Genomic DNA, 12,769 nt, shown 5'->3' with positions numbered 1-12,769 from the left:
AACTATGGCCATGATCCGTGCCTTAAACAAAATGACGCGTGCAGGGATGCCAGAAAGTGTGCGGATTGCCTGAGGAAATCAGTGACGAGAGGCGCTTTTATCTAAATCCGAATTATTCAACAAAGCCACGCCAAGTTTTCTAAAAGTATTAATTTTATGTGCATAAACAGTTTTTCAGATAATTGTAACTGCTTGGCAGTTACAAAAGCTTTTTTCCATGTAGTGTGTCAATTAAAATCACCCGTTCTCTTTCTGAAAATTTAGTATATTGCTCCTGGTAATATATATCACTCCTGATCGTTCTTGAAACAGCATAAAAAATCGCTCTAATGATGCACGTTCATCTATGTATTTATTAATTTAGGATGAATGCCATTTAAACATTATCATTTTCACCCATTATAATTATACAAGGTTAAAATAAATTTATTAGTCACAACTCAGCGTGTAAGTCGCAACCGATATTACAGGGCCTCCATTGAGTACTCCACCATTATTTATCGATAGTAACCACCTCGAGTTTGCCGTGATGACGAATAGCCTTGCGAAAGAAGTGCAAGGCGACGGCAGCGCCCCGTTTGGCAGTCAGCAGGAAGTCGTTGGTCTGGTCTGCTGTATCCATCGCGCGGTACAGATACTTCCACTGTCCTTTAACTTTGATGTAGGTTTCGTCCATGCGCCACCAACGAGCCACGGTACGTTTATGTCGGCGGAAGGCCTTATCCAACAACGATACCAGGCGAATAACCTAGCGGTGAAGCGTGGAATGGTCAACAATAACGTCGCGCTCCGCCATTATCTCTTCGAGATTCCGCAGGTTGAGGGTATAAGCCAGATATCAGCGACCACATTGAACAACAACATCGATGAGATTAGTGCCAGCGTTTGAAAGCTTTAGGATTAGAGACATAGGCAGGCAACATATCAAAAAAAGTATGTTACCTGACGACGCCTTAATGCGACTGAACCCTATTGCTTTGCCGTGGGATGCCGCTACAGGATCAGGTATGTGGTGATCTGATCCTGATAGCAGTCAGAAATTAGTTTTATTCAACAAAGCCAAACATAATTTCAAACACAACTATAAACACATAAATAACGCTCAATAAGCAGTAGTTAATACCGTCCCTGTTTCATTATGCAATCTATTGTCTACACTTGAGATACGAAAAAAAGTATAAAGTACTTAGCCAGATATTAACAAATACACAGCTAGGATTAAATGGTTAAATTTACATTCTTATCAATGGCTTGGTGAGAATCTTAACTGTGTTATTAACTGCGTGTTAAGAATTTTTATGAGAATTGTCTAATGCACCCCAATAAACTATACTACAGTCATTGTAATGAAGAAGACCAACAAGAGTATTCAAGGTGTATCACTATGTTTAATGTCATATTCAACAACATCATCCATTACAATGCGGAGGAAGGGACATTATGCCGCCTTGACAATCCTGAAAATGTATTAAAACTCTACTACTCCGCTAACAGATGTTTACAGATTTTGATTGAAGCCTATCCTACCCCGGTACAACAGCGTTTTTTCCTAGAAAATGTGTGGGAAGAAAATGATCAATCTGCTACTGCAAACACTTTTTATCAATGTATATCTACCATACGAAAAGCATTTTCAAGCCTTTCACTTAATGAGGATGTAATCATAACCATACCCCGAAAGGGCGTTTGTTTATCCACTAATATATCAATTGATGTATTGAATACTAGTATTGTTGCAGAGCAAAAAAAGGTTTCAATAAATTCTGGAAGTTACTTTAGGAAAAAAACATTCATCACTTTAACTATAATGTTTATGATTCCCATCATGGGTCTATTCTATGTGAATATATTACATCAAGAAAAACAGAGTAAACTAAGTAATATCTATAAAAAAATAGGGGGTTATCAAAAGTGTGCTATTTACATCGACAAAAGTGAAACTACTGATATGGAAAACATCCTTAATGTTATCAGTAAACAAAATGTAAAATGTGATACAAAGGCAAGCATCTATTATTCCTCAATGAAATCCCCCATCAAGGAGTCAGTCATTGTTTGTTATGAGGAAAAACAGGGGAAATGCATCTCTATTTACAGAGTGAATTAAAATGTTAAAAAAAACATATATCTATTTAATTATTCTTGCTTTTATTATAATTGTGTCCTTCACTTTAGGTGAAATTCTTTTCCACAAAAAAAACCAGAACAATTTATCATGCATTTCAATATTAAAGCTTTACTCTTTAAAATCGAAAGAAAATGAATTTATTGATGGTGTTTATCATTTTGAAATGGCGGATGGTAATGGGATAATTACTATTAACGTTGATGTGCTTACAGCAAGGGGAGAACTATCAGAGCATCACGTCAGTTATACGTTCAACTACACCCAACAAAGTAACACTTATACATTAAATAATATAAAGTACAGTTCTAAAATTCATGATGGTGGAGATAACAGTCTTTCCGATCCCCTTTTGAAGGAAATATTAGACCAGTACATCATTAATGTAAAAGATAATTTAACGTTTAGGGTGGTTAAAATGAAGGATTCCGGTTACTTATTTTACACAAATAAAATCCCATTAATGATGTGCATGGAAGAATTAAGGTAGATACGCATTCACTTTTATTCTCTTAGATTTGAAAATCCAGGGCCTGCATCTGCTGCAGTTTGTAAAACCCCGTAATATGAAAAAGTGTGGGGCAGTCATCATCAAAAGGCTCGTCGAAGCCTGAGGGTTGGTCAATAGGTGTTGCGAAAACGGGAGTGACCATAGATTCTGTGACCTGCTGTTCAGTGAGCATGACATTTATCTTTTCTGCAGGAACTACGTCTTCATACGGCAAGAGTAGTAAAGTAGTAACCAAGGTGCAGGAACGGGAGTGACAACACGGGAGAGGCGATGATGACCAAGGCATTTTACCTTAAATATGTAATATACGGCTCTCTGTGGGGGGCTTGGCAGCGTATGTCTATTATACTGGTTTCAATCAGGGATGGAGTGACCATATCCCAGTAGACAGTTTCTGTCCTCACGGCGAGGCTTTTCGAAGGCCTACACACTTACGCCACCGAGATGACTGTGTCCGGTTTCTGCTACATGCTTCACCGACTTCATGCAGATCGCAGTGAACCCTGCGATAACCTTAAACACTGCTGCTCAGTGATCTGGCGGACTAAATTTAGGGGGTAAATCGTGGTGTGCCCATAGACTCCTCCTATGCTCAAAATATAGGCCAGATTTTTCGACGGGCTCGGGGCACTCCAGCTTAATGGGAAATGATTTTTCACTAACCCTATAACAACGTTCTAAACTCTATTGAGACTCAAGTCTTCCCACGTTCCTTTGGAGATAAGAGGGGATCATCTACTAGCCATAAATAATAAACGCTACCTGGTTCAGGGATCCGAGAGGGCATTACTGATGTTAGATTCAATCAAAAGAACATTCTTGGCCACATGTTGGACCGGCCTCCTGCTCCAACCCTCGTTATCCGTTGCTCAATCGTCAATGACTATCTTCGAGGATGTACGGATCTTCGACGGAAGCACCTTGACTGCCAAGATGAATGTGGCCGTTGAAGGCAATAAAATTACTCAAATTTCTTCCCAACCGATTAGTTCACCCACTGATGCAGTGCATATCGCTGGCAATGGTCAAACATTGATGCCTGGCCTTATCGATGCTCACTGGCATACCTTTATGGTGCGCCCTACCATGGCCCAGGCATCAATGGCTCCGTTAACTTTTATTACTTTGCTGGCCGGTGCTGAAGTTGAGTCAACGCTGATGCGTGGATTTACCAGCGTTCGCGATTTGGGGGGCCCAGCGTTTGGCTTAAAACTCGCTATTGATAATGGCGTCATCAAAGGGCCACGCATCTGGCCATCGGGGGCAATGATTTCACAAACGGGTGGTCATGGTGATTTTCGTATGCTTTCAGAGATACCGTCTACCCCTGACCAATTGAGCTATCCAGAGCGAGTTGGCATATCAGCGATAGCGGATTCACCCGATGAGATTCGCAAGCGTACCAGAGAACAATTATTGCAAGGAGCCAGCCAGATCAAGCTGACCGGGGGCGGTGGCGTCTCTTCTCCCTATGGCCCGATAGATACGGTACAACTTAGCGTCGATGAAATTCACGCCGCAGTCGAGGCCGCTGCAAATTGGGGGACCTATGTGACAGTCCATGCATATACCCCGGAAGCCATTCGTAATGCCATTCAGGCCGGTGCAAAAGTGATTGAGCATGGTCAACTAGCCGATGATGCAACGGCAAAGCTGATGGCAGATACGGGGACATGGTGGAGTTTGCAGCCTTTTTTGGCTGACGAAAATGCCAATCAACTGCCCGATGCAGCCGGACAAGCCAGGGCAGCACAAGTGTTTGCCGGAACGGATAATGCCTATCGCTTGGCAAAAAAATACGGTGTGAAAGTCGCATTTGGCACGGACGTGTTATTTGATGCGAATTTGGCAGCCAGGCAAGGCTCTCAGCTTTCTACCATGACGCGCTGGTACACCTCAGCCGAAGTGCTCAAAATGGCGACGGCTGATAATGCAAAATTGTTGGCACTATCAGATCGACGCAACCCCTATCCAGGAAAACTGGGTGTTGTCGAAGTCGGCGCTTTAGCCGATTTATTACTGGTCAACGGCGATCCGATAGCTGATATCGGCCTGCTGGCCGATCCTGGCAAAAACCTGACTGTCATTATGAAGGACGGCCAGATAGTAAAAAACCAGCGGGCGGGGAAGTGAGTTTTCTTAAAGGCAAAGAATGGGCTAATTTAATTAGCCCATTCTGCGCTTTAACAAATCATTCCGCTGTGAGAGATCACAGCGGCTCAACATGCCCCACCACCCGCGATACCATCGGGAATTGTATTCTCAATTGCCGTTCAATATGGTCCACCGCATCGTGCACCGCAGAAATCGACAAGGCTGGAAGGGCCCGACAGTGAAAATTCACAATCACGCCCTGTGGCGTTTCTCGCGCCCGGATATCATGGATGTCTTGCACCAATCCGCTGTTTTGCGCCGACACCGTCAATGCTTGTTCAATCTTTGCCAATTCGCCGTGTTCCACATCCTGGCTAGTTAGCCAATCCAGCATCTGGGGTTCCAGGTGGGTTTCGATCTCCGTATTTTCGCCCAACGTCTGGCGTAGAGCTTCCTCCACCTCGCTGGCAATATCATGTGCCTGTTCTACGCTGGCATTGGCCGGAACCAGCAGATCCATACCGATCGCCACACGGTCTGCCAATTGTTGTAGCGAAAGGCTCTGCACCACGGCCCCATGGTTGGCGGCCAGCATGCGAATACGGGTTGCCAGATCTTCATCACTTCTGGCTTGAGGGATGGCAATCACCCTCACTTCCGAGTTGGCGTATTGCTGCGCAAGTTTGGCGGTAATGGCCAGCTTCAATTCCTTGATCCGCTCAAGCGGTAGCGTCCGGCATACCCCAACGCTCACTTCGATAAACAGCGTGGCTCCGCCACTGCGCAGTCGAATGTTTTCTGTAGACAGCACTGCGGGGAAATCGTTAAGCAGGGTCGCGATATCTTCCCGCGTGCCAGCAGGTGCAGTATCAATCAGGGAATCAAAGGAGCGTTTCCCTAGCTTCAAGGCGGCAGTCAGGATAAAGCAGGCGACTATCAGTGCCGCTAGTGCATCCGCACGGGCAAAACCAAATAGCACAAAAACCATGCCCAACAGCACCACACCGGAAGACAACATATCGGAGAAGAAATGCAGAGCATCAGCTTCCAGAGCCGCGCTGTTGGTGGCTTTGGCCACGCGGTTCAAGGCCCGGACACGGAAGAAGTCAACCACAATGGACACCAGCAGTACCGCAATCACTACCGGTGCAGCCACAATCTGGTTGGCCTCACCTATCAGGCTGCTCATTGCTTCAAAGACGATCCAACCCCCAGCCGCCAGCAGGAGGAGTACCTCAAACAATGCGGCCAGATTCTCAACCTTGCCATGGCCGAAGTGATGGTCATCATCGGCAGGTTTATCGCTGACGCTCACTGCCCACCAGGTGATGCTGGTGGCAATAAAATCGGTAAATGAGTGAATGCCTTCGGATATCAGGCCAATACTGCCGGTAAATATACCTGCGATAAATTTACCTAACGCCAACAATCCGCTGATAATCATCGAGTTTCGGGCGACGGCCTGTTTTTGATTTTGCATAGCACAGCTCATAGTTGAATTAAAAAAATCAGCGTTTGGTTTTTACGGAACATTGCCAGACAAAAGCGACGAGCAGCAAGCTTGCGGTAGCTGTCAGCAATAAACAGGAGAGAAATGCAGTTTGACCGGTGGAATGTAAATAAATCTCATTAATACCGGCCGAGATCATAAAAATAGCGTACAGCAATCCAAGAATAAAAATCATCATCATTATCACGCGCGGTAAATACCGTCCGTTTATTGCGGTTATTCATCCTCCCCGCAATGATTTGATGAGGCTACGGGGAGGATGATGCTAGGCGGATCTTTTTCGTTCATTAGTCATCCCATTTGGTGCTCAGATAGGCTGCGATCAGCCCCAGTGAGCTGACGAAAAACAAAAATCCCATAAAAAACATCATATTTCCCATAATTTTATCCTCGGTTAACTGTAATCGATAACGACCTCTGTGGTTAAAAGTAAGTGTGCAACGTAGTCTCTGGCTTCATTCACCGTCATGGTGCCTGGCGGCGAAAAAGTCAGCGTTCAAAGAGTTAGCAATGGCTGGCCCGCCTGTGTTGCTGGCGCGGTAGCGGTCATCGCTGAGGAGTCTGGAAGTCATTGACCCTATTGCTGTTTAAACTTCAACAGTGCATCGCATAGAGGAGTAAACCAAAGAGGGGGAGTGCAGAAAGCCTATCTCCGCGTCCAGGTTTTAGCACTATACAACGTATCTGAAAAAAATTTCAGAAGTTACCTTGGGCTGAACCTTAATCCGATAAAGCCTGTCTTAACCTTGGGCATCTCTCGATGTCGTCAGATCAGTAACCTGTGTTTGTATAGGAGCCTCGCCAAACGAGATACTGCATATAACTACGCGGTGATTATAGGCGTACTGGGCGCGATAGTGCTCGAAAATCGGCAACTCGTTGAGGTAATATTTAAGAAGTTATATTTAAACAAGCGATTTGTTGCATTTTTATAAAATAAAAAGAAAAGTGCAGGAACACTGGTACACCAAGATATTTTACCAGTTTTTCTTGGGGGGGCCTATCTTCGATGTCTAAGGGTTTCAAGGCGATCTAATACTTCTTTAGCAACCAATACATCCGACATTGCTATAGTGTTAGTGTTTTCATTTTTTTCTTCGTAACGCGTGGATTTAAATGGGGTAACTAGAACATATCGATTTAACTAAATAGAGGCATCGACCTGGCGTAAAGTGCAAATCTGTATGCGATAGAACGGCTATAAAGGTCATTAATGAGCATGCCCATAACAACCGCTACCTTGCTAGCAAACACGGTTTTTCGGATGCAATTTTCAGTTTTTTATTGAGAGTATACGGAAATCATCTGGTCCGATGATGTCCGGAATTAACGATGGCTTTCAGGTGCTGAAAACTGTATCTTGAGGTTTATTGTGTATGTGTTAGACCCAACCAAAATTGGATGAGTCTAACTATCATAGACGAATTTAATAGAGTATTTCCCAGGAGGTAATTATATTCTAATCGAACGGAAACGCTTCGCATTACTGGCGGTGTAAATTACCGTATTCTGAATATTTCTATGGCCAAGATAATCTTGGATTAAACGAGTATCGATGCCATCATCTGCCAGCGCATAACCGCAGGAGTGGCGTAACATATGCGGATGCACCGGTACATTCAGACCAGCGAGTTCACCATACTCTCGGATCAGTCGATGTATTTGTTGGCGAGAAAGCCGCCCCCCCTGGCGTGAAAGAAACAGAAAATCACTATCTGCTTCAAGATATTGCGGGCGCTTCGACAACCAACTGACCAGTGCAGACTGCTCACGCGGCTGGATCGGGTGCTGGACGGAAAACCCGTTTTTCAGGCGATTGACATACAATTTATTACTGAGCAAATCCAGATCTTGAAGACGGAGATTAGAGAGTTCAGATACGCGCAATCCATGAATGAAACAAACCAGCAACATACATTGATCGCGGACAGTATTTTTATGGTCTGGAATTGCATCGAGTAAACGCTGTACTTCATCCATACTCAAAAATTTACGATTGGTGTGAGCCGTCATGCGGTATTTACCTATTAACATTTATCAAGATATTTTACGACACGATAAAATTCTTATTAAGTATTGAACCAAATAATAATCCTGTAGAGTAAATAGAGTTTCAGCGAATCTGGTGTCATTTATTTACTTATGATATTTGGTAATACCGCGTCAAAAGTGTGTTCATTGAGAAATTATAGTGTTATTTCAGTGCTTCATTTATATGTCATTGTGAAAACAAGTGGTGCTCTAACCATACCAGCCGAAACTTCTTGCGTACTAGTCCGATAAAAGGCTGCCTTAAATGGAATTTTGATTGAACTGGCACCAGGTGTATAGCTTACTGCTTTCGCAACATTAAACTTCACTGGGTTACCTATGTCATCCATTATTTTTATTCCGATACCCTTAGCCGCACCATCAATCGCATCGATGTCCATAACCGCCTGAGATGAGTTAACTATGGCATTTAGTGGCGTTAGGGTATAGCTGATACTCGTCATGCCTGACGTCGCACATCCGCGTAACTCGATAGAAAAATCTTTCTGTCCGGCTGTACTTCCTTGAACAGGGAATGCTCGGGAAGGTTGTATCCCTAAATCCACCATCGATTGTGTAGTTGAAGCATCACAACTGCTACTGGTTACTGTGAACGGGTTAACCTTGACATTGAGAACATTTAAAGCCGCGAGCTGGAAAGAGGCCATCAAATTACCGTCATATGCGCCACTGCTGATCGGACCAATGACTACGACATCTACCCCCCAATATGCATTACCATTCTGATACCATCCCCAATTAATGGAGCTCGTACTTCCTCCTATTATACCTTGGTTCACAAATCGATAATTCTTCCCATTATTATCCTTGGAATAAAAACGTAAACCAATACCTGGAATATTAGTAGGGAAAACGTTATTCAGACCGGCTACCGTCATACCATTCATGGCATTGACATTGTATGCATAGGTATTTGAACCGCTACACTTGGCATACGTACCATTTACCGCAGAAACTTCACCATTAGCCAGTACTGAACCAATGGTTTTATCTCTTGCCGCCGTGATGTTTACAGGGTTGACTGTTAACTGATGTGTCTGCAACCCGAAACCAGAATTAAAATTACATGCTGAAAATGCAGGTAAGGCTATCATTGCAGTAAAAAACAGCATGAATAATTTCAAATTTCGGGATATTGCATTGGCAATGTGATTGTTCATAACTCTAAAGTCACTCTATTGTATAAATAATACTTGGCTGATAGTTTATCGATTCAACGCTTCACGTTGTTGATGTAGTGCTCCGTAATCATCAATCCACTCAGCATCAACTTGGTCAATTCCTGCCATTATTTTTTTGGTTGCTGTGACAGGAAAGTCAGCACATTCTGCAGGTGCGATCATTCCTCCATCATTGTTGAAATAACTGACTTGGCTTACCGTTAACATGATTTTATTGAGTGAGACATAAAAAGCACTTTTATTACATCCAGTTAATTTCCTGCTACCATTCGTGTTATTAGAAACTGTCCAGTTAACGTCTTTAGCGGCCTGGTTGCTATTTCCAGGTAGTTTTTCAGGACGATAAAATAACTTAACTCTTGTGCGGTAAGCTAGCTGCATATAGTTATTTTCATTACCTTTCAGGATGGGGGGAACATCCTGAAAGTTCAACCAGAATACAGATTCCTTGTCTTTTGGAAGTTGTTCTTGATGTGTGAAAATAATTTTAAGAGTCGAGCCTTGTCCAGCATTGATACGAACCAGTGGTGGCATAATGATAAATGGTGACATGGTATCATCAGGCGTGGCGTTTATATTGCCATTGTCAATCCAGGCTTGAACCAAAGTGGCCCTGTGTTCAGGGTTATGGAGTCGTACCGTCACCTCACGCTCGTTGGCCGGATAAATCACTCGGGTAGATCCAAGCGTGGTACTGGCCTGGGTAAAGAATACTCCCGAACATATATAGGCTATAAAACAACAACAAGTTCGCATAATCATTAACCTTTCGAGTGGATCCGATGGCAGATAGCTGAAGCGTGCAAGAATGAAGCTTTTTTGCTGCTGACACTCTTAGGCAAAGTATAGTCAGCGATACATTGATGATCGGCACTTTTTCCCCACCAAACCTTTATCTGCCCTTGTGTATCCTGAACTCGCAGGAACACACGGCTACCTTGCCCCACAAAGGTCAAGTTTTCATCAGAAAGATTCATTACCTCTGCCCCAATAGGTAGGTTTTTACCTTCATCATCAATTATTTTAAGTAAAACTGGCTGTCCGGAAACTGTGGGGTAATCAAGCATCACAATTGCGCCATAGCCCGGTGCAGTGCTCTGTTCAGTAACACTTAACTCAATATCATCTGTAAGGCCTTTCGGATCCAATGACAAGGTATTTTCCCGATAAGGAGTTAACCCACTCACGACGGCGTAGCCATTACTTCCCACTTTTGCTCCATTACTGTTTAGTAAATTCGCCCCCATTGCTCCCTGAGCTTTTATTATAGCCTTGGTTTCACCTTGCTCCTGGCTGAAGTTGATCCCACCCGGGTGGGCAACCATACTACCGGTGACCCCCAACCCAAACTGCCGGTATTGTTTCCCCTTGCTGACATTGCCTGTAAATCCAGCATTGGAAGCTCGGTATTGTAAGTTGCCACCGGTGTCGGTGAACGAATCGCCCCTCATTTGGCTGCGAGTGCCATAAGCACTGTAGCTCAGTTGGTTCTGTTTCCCAGCTATGCCGGATAAACCAGCCTGGGTGGCCCAACCATCTGATTGGGAATGGGTCATTGACGAGGTCAGGAAAGGTGAGTGCGATGTATTTCCTAACGGAATCGATACTCCCGCCCTGTATTGTGTGTCATTCTCACCATATTGTGTGTAGGTACGACTCACGGTCACATTTAGACTGCCCCAACGAAAAGCATTGGAATAACCCGCCTGGTAACTCATATCGTTTGATTTTTTTGCGTGCCAATAGTTTTGTATCGATCCATTGAGATAAATGCTGCCAATTCCTTCCCCCAACGTTTGACTAATGTTTGTCTGGAGTCGGCTGCGCTGACGATAGGCATGAAAATTGTCTGCATTAGCTTCAGTGGACTGTGAATAATCAGCCAAGCTCATATAACCATCACTGGAGAAACGGTATGCTGCCAATGTGAAGTTGGTCTGCGTTGACTCAACTAATTTGCTGTAACCTAATCGATAACTTTGCCCAGTTAAGCGCGTGTTTTTCCCTGCGGTTACGGCCAGATCAGATGCTATCGAATGAGTAACATCCGCAGCCAATGCGCCAAATGGCGTGCTCATCCCAACCCCCCCTAATACTGACTGATAGTTTTCTGCTGCAATTGCACCTGTATACCCTGTCAGACGATTATCGAGCCCTTTTTGATAAGTCGCCTGGATAAATTCAGGTGTATCACTTAAGCGATCGTCTCTGTATTTTCCTAACACGAGGCTGTAGCGGTAAAACCCAGGACGCATGAGCTGTGATACCGATGCAAAGGGGACGGTAAAAGAGCGTTCGCGACCATCGGCCTCCGTGACTGTCACTGCCAGATCTCCGGCATATCCACTGCCTGAAAGTCCATCAATGGCAAAAGGCCCAGGGGCCACACTGGTTTCAATCAGGATATTGCCCCCCTGACGTACGGTGACCTTGGCATTGGTTTGAGCAGTTCCACGAACGATAGGTGCATATCCTCGCAATGAATCAGGTAACATGCGATCATCAAAAGCCAATTGAATACCACTATAAGCCACACTGTCGAATAAGTCTGACTGCGTATAATATTCACCTAACGTCAATTGAGATTTAAGTGCCACAATATCTCGCTGCATATAGGTATTAACTGTCGTATATAAGGCATTCGCGCCACTACTCTGACTGTAATTCCCACTGTGGCGAACTCGCCAGCCACCCATATTTGCCCCGGCATTAATTCCCGCATAGTATTGTGTTTGTTGTTCTCCGTGCATATCCGCATTCCACATGCTGGTGTTATAATCAACAAAAGCAGCATTTACACCTGCATCTACCCTTGATGGCGGAACATAATTACGATCTGATGTGGTAAGGTAAGCCTGTGGTATGCTCAAATTAATGCGTAAATTGGAGGTATCGAACTCTACCTTGCTATCTGGTACCAATAAAGTAATATCGATCTGGCTTTCATTTTTCAATGCTTTTTTTTTGGCAATACTGTCTGGCAGTTTATCGATATCAACACCCAACTTTCTGATTTGCGATAGTGAGAAATAATAATTTTTATTATTATCTATTTTCACACTTATTATTTCAACAAGCAGATCATTGACATACACATCTAATCGATACTCCCCTGCGTCAAAAGAGTCACCTCGTTCAAAACGAGATAAATCCAAAGAATTACCATTCTGGTTAACCAAATAGTCAGTATTAAACTGCACATCAGTGGTCGTTTCAGCTTGCGTTGAATGAGTCATCAGTAGAGTGACGACTCCAAATGTTATAGCTATACGGCACATATTATTAATACACCAAAA

Annotated in this window: 10 protein-coding genes, 1 pseudogene and 1 riboswitch; of the genes and pseudogenes, 3 read left to right on the top strand and 8 right to left on the bottom strand. The window is 43.8% G+C overall.

Translation table 11 applies throughout. From position 1 onward, the window contains the following. Positions 1 to 496 precede the first annotated feature (496 nt). Positions 497 to 910, bottom strand: a pseudogene (locus ACMV5I_RS13975) (IS6 family transposase); the annotation flags it as partial. A gap of 474 nt (positions 911 to 1,384) precedes the next feature. On the opposite strand from ACMV5I_RS13975, the gene ACMV5I_RS13970 reads away from it, so the two are divergent. Beyond that, complete coding sequence (locus ACMV5I_RS13970; protein ID WP_414824608.1) at positions 1,385 to 2,107, top strand: winged helix-turn-helix domain-containing protein; 723 nt, start codon at positions 1,385 to 1,387, stop codon at positions 2,105 to 2,107. Between the two features lies 1 nt (position 2,108). After that, positions 2,109 to 2,615: a hypothetical protein gene (locus ACMV5I_RS13965; protein WP_414824607.1), complete on the top strand. Its 507-nt coding sequence runs from the start codon at positions 2,109 to 2,111 to the stop codon at positions 2,613 to 2,615. A 22-nt stretch (positions 2,616 to 2,637) separates the two neighbouring features. Here the strand turns inward: ACMV5I_RS13965 and ACMV5I_RS13960 are convergent, their stop codons facing one another. Beyond that, the gene (locus ACMV5I_RS13960; RefSeq protein ID WP_414824606.1) at positions 2,638 to 2,808 is read right to left on the bottom strand and encodes a hypothetical protein; all 171 of its coding nucleotides are present in this window, start codon (positions 2,806 to 2,808) and stop codon (positions 2,638 to 2,640) included. 620 nt (positions 2,809 to 3,428) lie between these two features. Here ACMV5I_RS13960 and ACMV5I_RS13955 point away from each other — a divergent pair. Beyond that, positions 3,429 to 4,769, top strand: a complete 1,341-nt coding sequence (locus tag ACMV5I_RS13955; RefSeq protein WP_414824605.1) for an amidohydrolase family protein — start codon at positions 3,429 to 3,431, stop codon at positions 4,767 to 4,769. A 76-nt stretch (positions 4,770 to 4,845) separates the two neighbouring features. On the opposite strand, the gene ACMV5I_RS13950 is transcribed toward ACMV5I_RS13955, so the two are convergent. From ACMV5I_RS13950 to ACMV5I_RS13925, 6 genes are all read right to left on the bottom strand, one after another. Beyond that, positions 4,846 to 6,210 (bottom strand): cation-efflux pump, encoded by a 1,365-nt coding sequence (locus tag ACMV5I_RS13950; protein WP_414824604.1) that lies wholly within the window; start codon positions 6,208 to 6,210, stop codon positions 4,846 to 4,848. A gap of 317 nt (positions 6,211 to 6,527) precedes the next feature. Next, a complete protein-coding gene (gene mgtS, locus ACMV5I_RS13945; protein WP_223501571.1) occupies positions 6,528 to 6,608 on the bottom strand; it encodes a protein MgtS in 81 nt (26 codons plus the stop codon). A gap of 275 nt (positions 6,609 to 6,883) precedes the next feature. Continuing rightward, a riboswitch (M-box (ykoK) riboswitch) is annotated at positions 6,884 to 7,057 on the bottom strand. Between the two features lie 635 nt (positions 7,058 to 7,692). Continuing rightward, positions 7,693 to 8,253, bottom strand: coding sequence for a tyrosine-type DNA invertase (locus ACMV5I_RS13940; RefSeq protein WP_261156188.1), 561 nt, complete (start codon positions 8,251 to 8,253; stop codon positions 7,693 to 7,695). 194 nt (positions 8,254 to 8,447) lie between these two features. Continuing rightward, entirely contained in the window at positions 8,448 to 9,452 is a 1,005-nt protein-coding gene (locus ACMV5I_RS13935) for a fimbrial protein (RefSeq protein ID WP_414824603.1), read from the bottom strand. 45 nt (positions 9,453 to 9,497) lie between these two features. Further along, positions 9,498 to 10,229 (bottom strand): molecular chaperone, encoded by a 732-nt coding sequence (locus tag ACMV5I_RS13930; protein WP_414824610.1) that lies wholly within the window; start codon positions 10,227 to 10,229, stop codon positions 9,498 to 9,500. Positions 10,230 to 10,234: 5 nt separating this feature from the next. Continuing rightward, positions 10,235 to 12,709: a fimbria/pilus outer membrane usher protein gene (locus ACMV5I_RS13925; protein WP_414824602.1), complete on the bottom strand. Its 2,475-nt coding sequence runs from the start codon at positions 12,707 to 12,709 to the stop codon at positions 10,235 to 10,237. Positions 12,710 to 12,769: the final 60 nt, after the last annotated feature.

This window comes from Serratia sp. T13T92 (genome assembly GCF_047530105.1).
Taxonomy (GTDB): Bacteria; Pseudomonadota; Gammaproteobacteria; order Enterobacterales; family Enterobacteriaceae; genus Chania; species Chania fonticola.
Note: the sequence above shows the minus strand (reverse complement) of the source record. Positions and strands in the feature narration are given on the sequence as shown.